Raw genomic sequence first — 16,242 nt, 5'->3', positions numbered from 1 at the left:
ATAAAAAATAAAAGAGTTAAAGAGAGAAAAAAAGAAAAAAAGAAAGAAGAATTGAAATGATTGTTTACAAAACATTAGAAGAAATCAAAAAAATAAAAAAAGCTAATGAAATAATTGCAAGACTTTTGGAAGATGTTTTGCCAAAATATGTAAAAGCTGGGGTCAGCACTTATGAATTGGATAAGATTGCAGAAGATTATATAAGAAGTCAGGGTGCGATTCCTGGAACAAAAGGATATGACATAGGAAGACCATATCCGCCATATCCAGCTGCAACTTGCATTTCTGTAAACGAAGTTGTTGTTCATGGAATCCCAAGTAAAGATAAGATCTTAAAAGAAGGGGATATTTTGACAGTTGATACAGTTACAGTTTTGGACGGATATTTTGGAGATGCGGCGACTACTTACGCTGTTGGAGAAGTTGACGCAACTTCTAAAAAGTTGATGGAAGTTACTGAAAAGGCTCGTGAAATTGGGATTGAAGCTGCAAGAGCTGGAAATAGAATTGGAGATATAGGAGCTGCAATTCAAGAATATGTCGAAAAATATGGATTTTCTTTGGTCAGAGATTTTGCTGGACATGGAGTTGGAAAAGAGATGCATGAAGATCCGATGATTCCAAATTATGGTCGAGCTGGAACTGGTGCAAAAATTGAAAATGGTATGGTAATCACAGTAGAACCTATGGTAAATGTGGGAACTCATAAAGTAAAAATCTTGCCTGATATGTGGACTGCTGTTACAAGAGATAAAAAAAGATCCGCTCAATATGAACATAGTCTCGCTATTATTGACGGAAAACCTGTTATTTTAAGTTTAAAAGATTAATTTAGCTAAAGTTTATAAACAGTAAAAAAATATATTATTTTTTAGAAAGGAAAAATTATAATTTTGAGTATATTAGCAAAATTTTTAATACTTTTAGTGGCACTGGAGCATTTTTATATCTTATATCTCGAAATGTATGGAACCGAAAGTAAGACAACTCAAAAGATGTTTAATTTGGATTTGGAATTTTTGAGAGATGAAAGAGTTAAAAAAATGCTTGGAAACCAAGGATTATATAATGGATTTCTAGCTTCTGGACTAATTTGGAGCTTGATTGAAGCAACGGAATATCAAGTTCAAATCGCAGTATTTTTTATTGTTTGTATCATCTGCGCAGCATTTTACGGCTCAGTGACAGTATCTAAAAGAATATTTATATTACAGGGAGTTCCGGCAATTTTAGCATTAATAGCTTTATTATTACCACTACTAATTTCATAAAAAAAGAAAATTTAAAATAATAAATGCATAAAAATGTTAAAATATTTAACATAAATAATGCATTTTTTATTTTGTAAAATTTTAAAAAATGACAAAATGAAAAAAATATTGTATAATAAATTACTAAAATATGAAATTATTAAGTGTATAAAAATATTATATTTGTTGGTATAAAAAATCGAAAGAAAGGAGAAAAAAATGAATAAAAAGAGAAAAATAGAAGGTTTTATCTGGATTGTAGCTGGGATAATACTGATATTGCTTTTGGTTATTAATTCACCAGATAAAAGTTCTAATGACAATTTGTTTTCACTAATTTTGATGTTTTTTGGTAAAATGACTTGGTTTTTAGGACTTTCTGCAATTGCTTATGGAGCTTTTGTATTTTTTTTGGAAAAAGTGAATGTCACTCGTGGGAAAATAATTGCTTTTATCGGATGGTTTTTGAGTTTGTCACTAATTTTAATTAGAAATTCTGTTTTGCATGGAAACCCGCTTAGTAAAACGTTTATTGAAGCAGGAAGAGAGCTGCTTAGTTACGGATTTAATAAACAGAGCGGAGGAGTTTTAGGCGGAGTTGTAAGTATGCCATTTTATAAAGTAATCAGTTCCTCTGAAATGGGAATTTTACTTATTGTTTTTATGATTGTATCTATTTTTTTTGTTGTTAAGGATTTTATAGAATTTGGATATGAGTATATAAAAGAGTGGATTAGATATTCAAAAAGTGATGAGTATAAAGAGAAAAAAAGAAAATTGGCAGCAAAAAAATATGCTGAAAAATTAAAAAAGACTAATTATAAAGAATATCAGAAACAGATGTTAAAAGAGAAAATTATAAATTCGAGAAATGAAAAATTAAGCTTTGAGATTTCAAAAAAGCCGAAGGAAAATTTTTTGCAAAAGACACAAGTTTATTCTGACGAGGAATTAAAAGAAAAAGAAAAAGAATGGATGGAAATTTTAGAAAAAAAAGAAAGTCAAGATAAAGGAATTAAAGAAGATAAAAATTCAAAAAAATCAATTGTTGAGAACAATCTTAAAAGCGAAATAAACACATTTGAAAATAAAGATGACAAAAAAGAAGAAAATGACAACGATATTCAAAAAGAAAACTCAAAACAAAAAAAAGGTATGAAATTGGAAATTTTATCGCCATTTAAAAATGATAAGATAAAAAAAGATTTGGAAGAGGACTTGAGTTTTCAGCAATTTCCTAAACTTTCAGCTTTTGAAAACAAAGAAGTGATTGAAAAAGAAAAAAAATTAGAAGAAAAATTAAAAGAGGCAAATAATTTATTGGAAAAAAATCAAGGGTATAATGAAATTATAAAAAAATCAATTGAAAAAATTTTTAAATCAAAACCGATGGATTTTGAAACAAAAAGAAAAATTGAGAAAAGTATACGAGATAATGTAAGTCATCTGGAAAGTGTCTTAAAAGAATTTGGAATTGATGCAAAAGTTGTGAATTATGAATATGGGCCTACGATAACAAGATATGAAATCGTTATTCCAAAAGGGATTAAAGTGAGCAAAGTAACTAATTTAGCGGACGATATTGCTATGAATCTGGCTGCAGAAAGTATTAGAATAGAAGCGCCAATTCCAGGAAAAAATACAATTGGGATTGAAACTCCAAATAAGATAAAGGAAAATGTTCATTTTGCCAACATTATAAAAAATAATGAACTTGACAAAGGTGAATTAAAAGTAATTTTGGGAAAAAATATTGTAGGACGGGATAAATTTATAGATATTGTAAAAATGCCACATTTACTTATTGCGGGACAGACTGGTTCAGGAAAATCAGTTGCAGTAAATACAATAATTTCAACTTTGATTTCAAAAAAATCGGATAAAGAAGTTAAATTTATAATGATTGATCCCAAAATGGTGGAGCTTATGCCATATAACGACATTCCGCACTTGCTTGTTCCCGTTATAATAGATCCGCAAAAAGCAGCAATTGCATTAAAATGGGCAGTCAATGAAATGGAGAACAGATACAAAAAATTAATGGAAAATGGAGTTAGAAATATTGTAAGTTACAATTCCTTAAATTTTGTTGAAAAAATGCCATATATTGTCATAATTATTGACGAACTTGCAGATTTGATGATGGTTGCATCGAATAGCGTGGAAGAATCTATAGCAAGAATTGCACAAAAAGCAAGAGCTGTTGGAATACATTTGGTAGTTGCAACTCAAAGACCGTCAACAGATGTGATCACAGGAATGATAAAGGCAAATCTTCCAAGCAGAATTTCCTTTGCACTTCGTTCTCAAATTGATTCAAGAACGATTCTTGATACATCGGGAGCTGAAAAATTACTAGGACAAGGAGATATGCTTTTACTTGCAAATGGTTCTTCTAAGTTAGAGAGAATACAAGGAGCTTATATTTCAGATGAAGAAGTTAAAAATTTGACAGATACATTGAAAAAAAGTAAAAAAGTTCAATATCGAAATGAAGTTTTGGAAGAAACTTACGAAGAAGAAAATGACTTAGATCCATTTTTTGATAATGCGGTAAAAGTGATAAGGGAGGAGCAAAGAGTATCAATTTCACTGCTTCAGAGAAAATTGAAAACAGGATTTAACAGAGCTTCAAGAATTTATAATCAGTTAAAAGATAATGGAGTAATTAGTGATGATGGTCAGATATTAAATGAAGATTTGAATAAGTAAAAAAATTTTTTGTAATGCTGATTGAGATTATTTGAAAAAAATGGTAAAATACACTATGTATACAAAATTGAAAATAAGAGATAAAAAAATCTTCTATTGTTTGATTTGAAATAAATAAAAAATATGTGAGAAAAGGAGAAATTAGATGAAATTTTTAGATTTTTTTAAAACAAATATTTCAACTAGATCAATGCGTGATGTAGCGATTGATCTGGGAACAGCGAATACGGTTGTCTATGTAAAAGGAGAGGGAATTCAAGTAGATGAGCCAACTTATGTAGCCATAAATGTAAAGACAGAAGATGTGGAGTTCATTGGATCAAAAGCTAAAGAAATAATAGGAAGAACTGCGAAACATACAGAAATAATAAGACCTCTTAAAAATGGAGTAATTTCTAATTATGAAATAACAGAAAAAATGATAGAGGAATTTTTAGGTAAATTAAAAAAGGATAAATTTAATAGTGCAAGAGTTATTATTTGTGTGCCAAGCGGAGTAACGCAAGTTGAGAGAAGAGCGGTTGTGGAAGTTGTAAAAGATGCGGGTGCAAAAGATGTTTACTTAATTGAAGAACCTGTTGCAGCTGCAATTGGAGTTGGAATTGATTTATTTGAGCCAAAAGGACATCTTATTGTCGATATAGGAGGAGGAACTACTGAAATTGCGTTTATCGTATCAGGAGGACCTGCACTTTCAAGATCGGTAAAAGTTGCTGGAGATCACTTAAATGATGATATTGTGGAGTATATAAAAGATGAGCGTAATTTATTAATTGGCGAAAAAACGGCTGAAGAGCTAAAAATAAATACAATAAGTCAAGATGATCCGAATAAAGAATATGAAATAAGAGGTCGAGAATTGGGTGTTGGACTTCCAAAAAGTATGAAAATTAAAGCTTCTGAAATTGAAGGAGCGATTGAAAGACATATTGACATGATAATTGACGAAGTCAGAATAACAATTGAGGAAATTGAACCAGAAGTGGCAGCTGATATTTATGAAACAGGAATTTATTTATCAGGTGGAGGAGCTACAATCAGACTTTTAAAAGAAAGAATAGAAGAAGAATTAAAATTAAAAGTGACTGTTGGCGATGATGCAATTCACGCTGTTATAAATGGTATTGCAAAAGTGTTAGATGATTTCGATGATTACAAAAATGTAATTATTTCTCCAACAATTGAATATTAAAAATAAAAAAGGGATTTGTCTTATTTAAGGCAATCCCTAATAATTTTAGTATTTGAAAAATAAAATTTGGATGTGAAAATGTGAAAGATGAAAACACTCAAAATAAATATTTTAGAATAGAAGAAAAGTTAGAAGCAATTATATTTTTATCAAAAGAAATGTTAAAAATTGATGAACTTGCTTCATTTTATGATATAGAAAAAAAAGAGCTTGAAAAAATATTGTTAAATTTAAAAGAAAAAAGAAAAGATAGCGGAATAAATTTAAGAATTGAGGACGATGTTGTATATTTTGTATCAAATCCATTATTTGGACTTGATATAAAAAAATTTTTTAATCCTGAATTAAAATTAAAAAAATTATCCAAATCAGCGATGGAAACATTAGCAATCATCGCATATAAAGGTCCTGTTACAAAATTGGAAATAGAGCAGATAAGAGGAGTCGGTGCTGAAAAAAGTTTGGCAACGCTGCAAGAAAAAAAATTAATTTATATTTCAGGAAAAAAGAAAGCTGTTGGAACACCTAATTTGTATGAAGTGAGCGAAGAATTTTTTAGTTATTTGAACATTCAAAAAAAAGCTCAACTTCCAGGATATGCGCAATTTGAAAAAATAAAGTTGCTTTATGGCGATGAAGACAAAATTATTGAAAGTGAAAGTTATAAAACAAAAAAATAAAAAAATTAAAGAAAATCTGAAAAATTGAATGAAAAATAAAAATATAAAAATAAAAAGATATGATTAAATTATTAAAATTTAAAATTTTAGTTATAGAAAGTAAAATAAATTAAGATAAAATAAAATAAAATAAAATAAAATAAAACAAATAAACGAGGTAAAGAAAATAATGAGATTGAATAAATTTATAGCTGAAACGGGATTTTGCTCTCGTAGAAAAGCTGATGAATTGATAAACGAAGGAAGAGTTTCGGTAAATAAGCAAGAAGCGATTATCGGAATGGATGTAAAACCTGAAGATGTTGTAAGAATTGATGGCGAAAGAGTGCGATTAAATACAAAATACGAATATTATATTTTAAATAAGCCAAAAAGAGTGCTTTGCTCCAATGAAGATAAATTTGGCAGAAAATTGGCGATAGATTTGATAAAATCACGTGCGAGGCTTTTTACATATGGAAGGCTGGATTTTATGACAGAAGGACTTATCATAATAAGCAATGATGGCGATATTTATAATCATGTCATGCATCCAAGAAAAAAGTTGTATAAGAGCTATATTACAAAAATAAGTAGAGATATTGAAGAAAAAGATATTGAAGCGTTGAAACACGGAGTGGTAATTGATGGAAGAAGGACAGCTCCTGCCAAAGTGAAAAAACTTGATAGAAGAGAAATTAGAATCGCAATTTTTGAAGGAAAAAATAGACAAATAAGAAAGATGTTTGAGACTTTGGGATATACAGTTGAGGCGCTTAAAAGAGTAAAAGTGGGAGAACTTACGCTGGGACACTTGGGAGTTGGAGAATACCGAGCTTTAACTGAAGATGAAATAAAATATTTAAAAGGGCTGTAGGAGAAATTGATGAATAAAAAAAGAATTTTTTTAATAGATTTTGACAGGACAATAAGTAATGAAGATTCCACTGACGTTTTGTTGGAAACTCACAATCCAGAATTTAAAAAGGATTTACGAAAGAGATACAAAGCAGGAAAAGTAACAATAAGACAGTTTATAAAAGAAGGACTGAGTTCGCTAAATATTACAAAAGACGAGTATATTAAAACATTACAAGAAAAAGTTACAATAGGTGAAAGTTTTAAAGATTTTGTACAAAGTGGGCTAGAATTTAGAATTGTGAGCGCTGGCTCAAGACTTAATGTGCAAGGCTCTCTTTTGGGCTACGGAATAGATTTACCTGATGAAAAAATAATTTCAAACGATTTAAAATTTGATGGGAATAAAATTACTGTAGAAAATCTGTTTTTAGACAAAGAAAAAATTTATGGGGTGGATAAGAAAGAAGCGGTAGAAAAATTTAAAAAGCAAGGTTACGAAGTAATTTATGTAGGAGATGGTCCTTCAGACTATAGAGCGATGGAAGTGGCTGACTTTGTCTTGGTGAGAAAAGGAACGAGAGCCGTGAAGTTTTGCAGTGAAAATGGAATTAATTTTAGAGAATTTGAGAGTTTTTCTGAAATTCTAAAAACTTTTTAAAATTAAGTTTTACACTAAAAAAATAAAAAGTAGGAGTCAAAATGAACTATTTAGCACATTCTGTCATATCGCTTGAAATTGATGAAAAAACAAATAAAAATACACTTTATGGAAATTTTACTGGAGATTTTTATAAAGGAAGAATCGAAAAAATTGATTTGCAGGAAAATTTAAAAAGCGGAATAATTTTACATAGATTAATTGATAAAATTTCTGATAGAAAAGAAAATTTTTTAAATGAATTTTTGCAAGAAAAATTTGGAATTTTTAAAGGGATTGTATCGGATATGTATGTTGATCATTTTTTGTGCAAAAATTTTGGGAATATTTTTAGTGGAAATCCTGATTTTGGGAATGTGAAAAAAGTTGAAAGAAAAATAATCAAAAATATTGAAAAATATGATAAATTTTTTCCAAATGATTTTAAAAATTTTTTTGACTGGCTGAAGAGAGAAAGAGTTTTAGCTAGGTATAAAAATTTAGATTTTTTGGAGAGAGTTTTTCTTGGAATGTCGAAAAGAGTGAGAAAAGGGGAAATTCTTAGAAATGCGGTTTGTGAGTTGAAAAATAATTATGAGGATTTTGAGGAAAAATCGTTGAAAGAGTTTTTGTTTGTAAAGAAAGAAACGGAAAGGCAATTTGGTTTGGTTGAGGATAATAAAAATACATAATTTAAATTATAATGTGGAGGATTATAAAATGGGAAAAAAAGAATATTCAATCGGAATAATAAAAAAATAATTGTTGAAAAAGGATATGGGCTTGTCAATGATGGAAAAGATGAAAAAAAATTTATTTTTGGAAATGCTAGTTTAGCAGAAGGATTTAAACTTGAAGATTTGAAAGCTGGAGATTATGTTTATTTTGCTCCGAATGAAGTGGATGATACAAAAAGATATGCAAATGATGTCAATTTAGTTCCTAGCGAAAATGAAACTCATAAAGGTAAAATAAGAAGTTTGAAAAAACTTGATAAAAAAGGAAGAGAGTATAAACACATATTTCCTGAAAATTTTGAGAGAACCTTTATATTGTATTCTAGTTTTCCAATTAATTATTTAGATGGATTGAGTTTTGATGGATTAACCAATGATCAGGAAATTTTCTTTAAATTAAAAGTTATGAGAAGTAAAAATGGATATGTTCTTTCGGTAGCAGAAATTTCAAAAAGTAATGATATTCCGACAATAAAAATTACAGGGAATAATTTGATAGAAAAAACATCTAATGAAATAATCAATGTTTTAAAAACAAATTTAGATGAAATAAAAAAAGGTGAAACATTTGAAGATTATTGTGCACTTGTATTAAATTTATTAGGTGTGGAATTGTATCAATATTCTAGAAAAAAACAAGCTGGAAGAGCTGATGGAATAATTAAAACATATGAACTTGATATTTTGTATGATTGTACTTTAAGAGAAGATTATAAAGAAATGCAAATAGACAACTATGTTAGTCAAATAAATCAAAATACAATAAGAGTTGAGAAAATGGAAATAGCGTTAAAAGAGCCTAAAAAACAAGTTTGGATAATAACTAAAGGGGGAAATTCAAAAACAAGATCTATAAAAGAAAAAGAAAGAGTTAAGATAAAAGAAATTAATATAGAAAATTTAATAGAACTGTTATCTTCTAAAATTACAAACCCAAGAGTGGATATTTCAGATAAATTAGGAAGATTAGGGGATATGGAATAAGAAATTGGAATTTAATAGAGCTACGAATAAAAAATTGTTTGTAGGAGTAAATTGAGTAGGAAAATCTACTTTATTTAGCACAATTATTGAGGATATTAAAGGAATTTCAGAATAAATTAAGAAGAATCTGATTTGGAAAGAGAGTTGATTTTCAAATGAAAAAATTTAAAATAGTAATAGAAGAGCATGTTTCAGGAGAATTTGAAATTGAAGCAGAAGATATGGGAAAAGCTTTTGAAATTGCAGAAAAAAATTATTATGAGGGGAAATTTGTACTTGAGCCAGGAAATGTTACAAGTAGACTTATGTTTTTAGAAACAACAGATGGGGAAGAATGTTCAGAATGGATTGAATTTTAGGAGATAAAAAATGAAACAATATGAGGCTGTTATTTTAACACTTGAAAAATTGGGGGGAGTTGCTACTTTAGGAGAATTAAATCATGAAGTTTTCAAGATAGAAGAGTGTGAATGGAAAACAAAAACACCATTTGCTAGTATACGAAGGATTGTTCAGCAGAGAAAAGAAATTTATAAAATAAAGCCAGGATTATATGGATTAGAGCAATTTAGAAAAGAAAATGAGTTAAGAGGAATAATCCAAGAAGATGAAAAAAATAAAAATTCTGAAGAAATGATAAAGTTTAATCATTCGTACTATCAAGGATTACTATTAGAAATTGGAAATTTAAAAAAAATGGATACTTTTATTCCAAATCAAGATAAGAATAAAAATTTTATTAATAAAAAATTAGGTGATTTGAGATCGCTTGAAAAAGTTCCAAAATTTAGTTATCCTAAAATAGTAAATAGAACTTCAACCATTGATGTAATCTGGTTTAATAATAGGTTTTCTGATGATAAAGAAGTAAAATTACCACATTCATTTTTTGAAGTAGAACATTCAACAGATATACAAAATTCACTATTAAAGTACAATGATTTACAAGATTTTTATACAGAAATGTTTATTGTTGCCGATGAAATCAGAAAAAAGGAATTTGAGAAAAAAATAGGATACTCAGCTTTTAAAGATTTAAAAGTGAATAATAGAGTAAAATTTTTAAGTTACAACAGATTAGTAGAACTTTATGAAATAACCAAGAAAAATTTACAGGGAATTAATTTTTAAGAGATATTTTTATTAATTATTGAAATGTAAAAAATAAAGGAGGAAAAATGTTAAGCAAAGAAGATGTACTGAAAATAGCAGCGCTTTCAAAGCTGGAATTTTCGGAAAATGAAATTGAAAAATTTAGAGTGGATTTGAATAAAATTTTTGACCATATGGAAGAGTTGAATAGTGTGGATACGAGTGAGGTTGAGCCACTTTTTAATGTGCTTGATTTAAAGGATGTATTGAGAAAAGATGTTGTTAAGGATAGTGGAATTAAGAAAGAAATCTTGGAAAATGCACCAAATAGCGATGAGGAATTTATAATTGTTCCAAAAGTTGTGGGAGAAAATGCGGATAATTAGGATGTATTGAAAAATGTCTGATTGGTAGAATTTTTGAAAAATAGAAGTTTGAAAATTGGAAGAGAAAAAATTTTTTGAAAAATTGAGATTTTTAGATACATTTTAGAAAAAATTTAGAAAGGTGGAAAAATGAGTTTATACAAAAAAACGGCTAGTGAAATAGCTAAAATGATAAAAAATAAAGAGATTACTTCTGAAGAAGTAACAAAATCTTTTTTGGATAGAATTGAGAAAACTGAAGAAAAAATAGGAGCATTTTCTAATGTGTTTCCTGAAAAGGCTTTAGATGAGGCAAAAAAATATGATTCTGAAAATAATGAAGAAGCTAGAAAAAATTATGATAATGAGTTGTTGTTTGGAGTGCCTGTGGCTTTGAAGGACAATATTGTATCAAAAGGAGATTTGACTACGGCTGCATCGAAAATTCTTAAAAATTATGTGGGAGTTTATGATGCGACAGTTGTGGAAAAATTGAAAAAAGCTGGGACACCAATAATTGGGAAGGCTAATATGGATGAGTTTGCAATGGGGTCTTCAAATGAGAATTCTTCGATAAAATCAGTTTCTAATCCTTGGGATTTAACAAGAGTGCCTGGTGGAAGCAGTGGAGGATCGGCAGCGATAGTTGCAGCGGGACAAGCACCGATTGCACTTGGTTCGGATACAGGTGGAAGTATTAGACAACCTGCTTGTTTGACTGGAACTGTTGGAATTAAGCCGACTTATGGAAGAGTTTCAAGATACGGGCTTATGGCGTTTGGATCTTCTCTTGATCAAATTGGAGCTTTGGCAAAATCAACTGAGGATTTGGCAAGACTTTTACAAATAATTGCGGGATATGATGAAAAGGATGCGACAAGTGTAAATGTGGAAGTTCCTAACTATTTGGAAAGTTTGAATAATGATTTGAAAGGCTTGAAAATTGGGATTCCAAAAGAATATTTTGCAGAAGGATTAGATGAAAATATTAAAAAAGTGATAATGGATTCGGTGGAAAAATTGAAGGAATTAGGAGCTGAAATTAAAGAAGTATCACTTCCATATTCAAAATATGCGATTTCTACTTATTACATAATTTCATCGGCTGAAGCTGCTTCAAACTTGTCAAGATACGACGGAGTAAGATATGGTGTGAGAGAAAGCAACGAAGATGTGGAAAAAATGTATGTTGAGTCAAGAACAAAAGGTTTTGGAGATGAAGTAAAAAGAAGAATTATGATTGGAAACTATGTGTTAAGTTCTGGATTCTATGACGCTTATTACAAAAAGGCTTCGCAAGTTAGAAGACTTATTAGAGATGATTTTTCAAAAGCATTAAAAGAAGTAGATGTTTTATTAACACCAGTTTCTCCAACTATAGCATTTAAAAAAGGTGAAAAAATTACTGATCCAGTCCAGATGTATTTGGGAGATATTTTTACCGTATCAATAAATATGGCGGGGCTTCCTGCAATTTCAGTACCTGCTGGATTTGTAGATGGACTTCCTGTTGGAATTCAGTTAATCGGAAATTATTTTAGAGAAGATTTATTGTTTAATATTTCTCATAAATTTGAAGGTGTTCGTGGGAAAATTGAATATCCTGAAGTATAAAGTTAATTTGGCTCAATAGTTTAAGAAGGAGAATTAATCATGAAAAGAAAATTTTTATTATTATTAGTTTTATTATTAATTAGTTCAATAAGTGTATTTGCAAAAGGACAATCAAGTTCTAACTTGAGAAGTCAAAAAACATATTATTATGAAACAGATGTTTCAATAATAGGAGTATTTGATATTGAAGAACATTATTATGATGCTACTATAAGAATAGGAGAAGTAACATATCCTTATTTTTTATTTTTGAGTAGTCCTATAAAAGTTGTTCCTAGTAGAGCAGATGATGAGATGAATCTTGTAGAAACAGGTGTGAATAAAATACAGTTAGCAATGGATAGTAATTTAATAAATAAATTAAAATCTAAAAAAGCATACGGGAAAAAAATAAAAGTGACAGGTGAATTATATCATTCATATAATGCTCATCATTTTTCGGAAGTTTTAATGTCGGTAAAATCAGTAGAAGTACTAGATTAGTATAAACAAAAATAAAATTATTGAGCCAGATCACAGATGAAAAAATAAAAAGAAGAAAGGAAAAATATTAGAAAATGAGTATGGAATATGAAACAGTCATTGGACTGGAAGTGCATTGTCAATTAAAAACAAAAACAAAAGTATGGTGTTCGTGTGATGCCGATTATGATAACAAACATCCAAATACATCGGCGTGTCCAGTGTGTACTGGTCAACCAGGAGCATTGCCAAAATTGAATGAAAAAGTGCTTGATTATGCGATAAAAGCGGCACTTGCCTTGAGATGTGAAATAAATGAGGAGAGTCAATTTGATAGAAAAAATTATTTTTATCCAGATTCACCAAAAAATTATCAAATTACGCAATATTTTAAACCTTATGCGGAAAATGGGACTTTGAAAATTACGACAAATTCTGGAAAAGAGGCAGTTGTCGGGATTGAGAGAATCCAAATTGAGGAAGATACGGCGAAAAGTATTCACACGACTTCTGAAACGTTGTTGAATTACAACAGAGCGTCTGTACCGTTAATCGAGATTATTTCTAAGCCAGAAATTAAAAATGCTGAAGAGGCTTATGCGTACTTGAATACATTGAAGGATAGATTAAAATATACTAAAGTTAGTGATGTAAGTATGGAATTGGGGTCGCTTAGATGTGATGCGAATGTTTCTGTTAGAAAAAAAGGTGAAAAAGAATTGGGTACTAGAACGGAAACTAAGAACTTAAACTCATTCAAAGCGGTTATGAGAGCCATTGAATATGAAACAAATAGACAAATTGAAGTGATTGAAAATGGTGGAAGAGTTGTTCAGGAAACTAGACTTTGGGATGAGGAAAATGCTGTAACTAAGCCAATGAGAAGCAAAGAGGAAGCTATGGATTATAGATATTTCCCTGAGCCAGATTTGCCTACACTTGTAATTTCTGACGAGAGACTTGAAAAAGTAAAAGGTGAAATGCCAGAATTTGCTGATGAAAAAGCGAGAAGATTTGTAAATGAGTATAAATTGCATGAAATGGAAGCTGCGACACTTTCTTCGGAACAAGAATTAGCTGAATATTATGAAGAAATTGTAAATGATACAAAAGAGCCAAGACTTGCGGCAAACTGGGTGTTGACAGAAGTTTTGAGAGTGTTGAAGGAAAAAAATATTTCGATTTCAGAATTTAATGTAACGCCGAAAAGTTTAGGGAAATTGATTAAATTGATTCAAGTGAAAACAATTAGCTCGAAAATAGCGAAAGATGTATTTGAAATTTTATTGACAGAAGATAAAGATCCTGAAATTATTGTAAAAGAAAAAGGATTGGTTCAAATTACTGATGACAGTGCGATTGAGAAAATTGTTGATCAAGTGTTGGCTGAAAATGCACAATCGGTGGAAGATTATAAAAATGGTAAGAGCAATGCACTAAAATATCTTATGGGACAAGCTATGAAGTTATCTCGTGGAAAAGCTAATCCACAAATGATAAACAAGCTGATTTTAGATAAGTTAAGTTAATCTTTTGGGGTAATTTTAGGAGAGAAATGAAAAAAAAAAGTGATATTATAAACAAAGCTAAATTAAATTTAGAAAATAAAAAGAGTAGAAAAAATAAAAAAAGTAATTCTGAAAGTATGTGGAACAAGTGGTATATAAGAGTGATGATGCTTTGTTTCGGTCTTCTTATTTACACTTTTGTATTAATAGGTAATTTATTTAATCTACAAATATTAAATGGTAACATGTACAGCGCATTAGGTGAGAAACAATATTCTTCAGAAAATTATATAAAAGCTAAAAGAGGTAAAATTTCAACAGACGATGGACAGCTCTTGGCATACGATGATGAGCAATATGTAGTAATTTTGGATCCTTCGATAATTAAAGAAGAAAATATTGACAAGTTATTAGGAATGCTTAAGATATATATAGAGTCTTTGGATATTGACAAAGCGAGAGATGATTATGAGAATAAGAAAAAATATAATAAAAAATATTTGAAATTGGATTACAAAATACAAGAAAACGCTAAACATGCCATTGAACAAGAAGTCGAGGCAGCTGCTAAGCAGGTTAAGGAAAATAACAAAGGAAAAAGCAAATCCCAGAAAAAGACAAATCCATTTTTAGGAATTGCATTTGAAACGGTTTATACGAGAAAATATGAAAATATTAGCGCCTTTCAAGAAACAGTGGGCTTTGTAAACAACGAAAATAAAGGTATTTATGGAATTGAGAAATATTACGATACAGAACTTGCTGGAGAAATGGGAGTGGTCAAAGGTTCTTTGAAAATACCTGAGCCTTTTTTAAAATTTTCAAATATAAAAAATAAAGGTGAGTCAAAACCCGCAAAAGATGGAAACAATATAGTTTTGACAATTGATAATAAAATTCAAGATATGTTAGATCGTGAGCTTAATAGAACATTTGACGAATATAATGCAACTTCTACAATGGGAATCTTATTGGAAGTGGAAACTGGTAAAATACTTGCAATGTCGTCATATCCTAAATCAAGTGATTATTCAAAAGTAAAGAATAGAACAATTACTGATTTTTTTGAGCCAGGGTCAATATTTAAGCCAATAACGGTATCAATGGGTCTGCAGTCAAAAACAATAAATGCAAACACAAGATTTCAGCTAGATGGCTCAATTCAAGTACAAGATAGGATTATTAGAGATCACGATAACACAGCTTTGGGAAATCTAAGTTTGGCGGATGTAATAGCGTATTCATCCAATGTTGCGATGGTAAAAATTTCACAAACATTGGACAGAGCCACATTTTATAAATATTTGGCAAGTGTGGGACTTGGTTCAAAGACAGGAATTGATACTTATGCGGAAATGACAAGGAAACTTTTAAGTTTAAAAGATTTGACAGAAGTGAGAAAAGCGAATGTGGCATTTGGTCAAGGTATTGCAATGACTCAGATCCAGATGATAATGGCACTTAATACTGTAATAAACAATGGAAAGCTTATGAAACCTTACATAGTTGACAGAATAGAAGATGAAAATGGAAATATTGTCAAAAAAAATAAACCAACTGTGCTAAGAAAAGTTTTTAGTGATGAAGTTTCAAAGTTAAATAGAAGCTATATGGAAGCTGTTGTCAGCCGTGGAACAGGGAGAGATGCGAAAATACAGGGGTATCGTGTAGGTGGTAAAACTGGAACGGCACAGAAATCTGGTAAAGGTGGTTATCAAAAAGGTCGTTATTTCAGTTCATTCTTTGCATTTTTTCCAGTGGAGCATCCTAAATATGCACTGCTTATTACGATAAACGAGCCTAAAGGTAAGAATTATTATGGAGCCTTTGTCGCTTTGCCATCGGTAAAAAAAGTTCTGACAGAGCTAATTAACTACAAGCGAATAGGACCTGATGGAGAAATAAAAATTGAGCCTTCGGTAAAAGAAGTGGTAGTTGAAGAAAAGAAAAAAGATTTAAATGAAATTAAAGCAATGTTTTATAAAAATATTATGCCAGATTTAAATGGTGTTGTACTAAGAGATTTTTATTCTATTTATCCACAGAGTAAATATCCAAATTTTAAAGTTTCTGGAAGTGGAAAGGTTGTAGATCAGTATCCAAAAGCTGGGGAGAGAATTGATGATAAGACAAATATTGAAATATTTTTTCAATAAAATTATGAAAAAT

Annotated in this window: 16 protein-coding genes; all 16 read left to right on the top strand. The window is 29.7% G+C overall.

What is annotated here, in order from left to right:
- The first annotated feature begins 56 nt into the window (after positions 1 to 56).
- The 16 genes from map (at position 57) to BCB68_RS02540 (ending at position 16,229) form a co-directional block, all read left to right on the top strand.
- Positions 57 to 830, top strand: a complete 774-nt coding sequence (map, locus tag BCB68_RS02615) for a type I methionyl aminopeptidase (RefSeq protein ID WP_094079416.1) — start codon at positions 57 to 59, stop codon at positions 828 to 830.
- A gap of 63 nt (positions 831 to 893) precedes the next feature.
- The gene (locus BCB68_RS02610; protein WP_094079415.1) at positions 894 to 1,271 is read left to right on the top strand and encodes a DUF1304 domain-containing protein; all 378 of its coding nucleotides are present in this window, start codon (positions 894 to 896) and stop codon (positions 1,269 to 1,271) included.
- A gap of 198 nt (positions 1,272 to 1,469) precedes the next feature.
- Positions 1,470 to 3,962 (top strand): FtsK/SpoIIIE family DNA translocase, encoded by a 2,493-nt coding sequence (locus BCB68_RS02605; protein WP_094079414.1) that lies wholly within the window; start codon positions 1,470 to 1,472, stop codon positions 3,960 to 3,962.
- 145 nt (positions 3,963 to 4,107) lie between these two features.
- Positions 4,108 to 5,154, top strand: a complete 1,047-nt coding sequence (locus tag BCB68_RS02600) for a rod shape-determining protein (protein WP_094079413.1) — start codon at positions 4,108 to 4,110, stop codon at positions 5,152 to 5,154.
- An 80-nt stretch (positions 5,155 to 5,234) separates the two neighbouring features.
- Entirely contained in the window at positions 5,235 to 5,834 is a 600-nt protein-coding gene (gene scpB, locus BCB68_RS02595; protein ID WP_237048686.1) for an SMC-Scp complex subunit ScpB, read from the top strand.
- Between the two features lie 169 nt (positions 5,835 to 6,003).
- Positions 6,004 to 6,690 carry a pseudouridine synthase gene (locus BCB68_RS02590; protein WP_094079412.1) on the top strand — a complete coding sequence of 229 codons (687 nt, stop codon included), beginning with the start codon at positions 6,004 to 6,006 and terminating at the stop codon, positions 6,688 to 6,690.
- Between the two features lie 9 nt (positions 6,691 to 6,699).
- The gene (locus tag BCB68_RS02585) at positions 6,700 to 7,332 is read left to right on the top strand and encodes an HAD-IB family phosphatase (RefSeq protein ID WP_094079411.1); all 633 of its coding nucleotides are present in this window, start codon (positions 6,700 to 6,702) and stop codon (positions 7,330 to 7,332) included.
- A gap of 41 nt (positions 7,333 to 7,373) precedes the next feature.
- Positions 7,374 to 8,003, top strand: a complete 630-nt coding sequence (locus BCB68_RS02580; protein ID WP_094079410.1) for an ACP phosphodiesterase — start codon at positions 7,374 to 7,376, stop codon at positions 8,001 to 8,003.
- A gap of 168 nt (positions 8,004 to 8,171) precedes the next feature.
- Positions 8,172 to 9,032: a hypothetical protein gene (locus BCB68_RS02575; protein ID WP_094079409.1), complete on the top strand. Its 861-nt coding sequence runs from the start codon at positions 8,172 to 8,174 to the stop codon at positions 9,030 to 9,032.
- Between the two features lie 155 nt (positions 9,033 to 9,187).
- Positions 9,188 to 9,391, top strand: a complete 204-nt coding sequence (locus BCB68_RS02570; protein ID WP_060917134.1) for a DpnD/PcfM family protein — start codon at positions 9,188 to 9,190, stop codon at positions 9,389 to 9,391.
- Positions 9,392 to 9,401: 10 nt separating this feature from the next.
- On the top strand, positions 9,402 to 10,163 hold the full coding sequence (locus BCB68_RS02565; RefSeq protein WP_060917135.1) for a hypothetical protein: 762 nt from the start codon (positions 9,402 to 9,404) through the stop codon (positions 10,161 to 10,163).
- 47 nt (positions 10,164 to 10,210) lie between these two features.
- The gene (gene gatC, locus BCB68_RS02560; RefSeq protein ID WP_021745911.1) at positions 10,211 to 10,510 is read left to right on the top strand and encodes an Asp-tRNA(Asn)/Glu-tRNA(Gln) amidotransferase subunit GatC; all 300 of its coding nucleotides are present in this window, start codon (positions 10,211 to 10,213) and stop codon (positions 10,508 to 10,510) included.
- Positions 10,511 to 10,639: 129 nt separating this feature from the next.
- Positions 10,640 to 12,103 carry an Asp-tRNA(Asn)/Glu-tRNA(Gln) amidotransferase subunit GatA gene (gatA, locus tag BCB68_RS02555; RefSeq protein ID WP_094079408.1) on the top strand — a complete coding sequence of 488 codons (1,464 nt, stop codon included), beginning with the start codon at positions 10,640 to 10,642 and terminating at the stop codon, positions 12,101 to 12,103.
- 39 nt (positions 12,104 to 12,142) lie between these two features.
- Positions 12,143 to 12,586 (top strand): DUF4431 domain-containing protein, encoded by a 444-nt coding sequence (locus BCB68_RS02550; protein ID WP_094079407.1) that lies wholly within the window; start codon positions 12,143 to 12,145, stop codon positions 12,584 to 12,586.
- Positions 12,587 to 12,660: 74 nt separating this feature from the next.
- Positions 12,661 to 14,094, top strand: coding sequence for an Asp-tRNA(Asn)/Glu-tRNA(Gln) amidotransferase subunit GatB (gene gatB / locus BCB68_RS02545; protein WP_094079406.1), 1,434 nt, complete (start codon positions 12,661 to 12,663; stop codon positions 14,092 to 14,094).
- Positions 14,095 to 14,120: 26 nt separating this feature from the next.
- Complete coding sequence (locus tag BCB68_RS02540; protein WP_094079405.1) at positions 14,121 to 16,229, top strand: penicillin-binding transpeptidase domain-containing protein; 2,109 nt, start codon at positions 14,121 to 14,123, stop codon at positions 16,227 to 16,229.
- The last annotated feature ends 13 nt before the right edge of the window (positions 16,230 to 16,242 follow it).

The organism is Leptotrichia sp. oral taxon 498 (genome assembly GCF_002240055.1).
Classification (GTDB): Bacteria; Fusobacteriota; Fusobacteriia; order Fusobacteriales; family Leptotrichiaceae; genus Leptotrichia; species Leptotrichia rugosa.
Note: the sequence above shows the minus strand (reverse complement) of the source record. Positions and strands in the feature narration are given on the sequence as shown.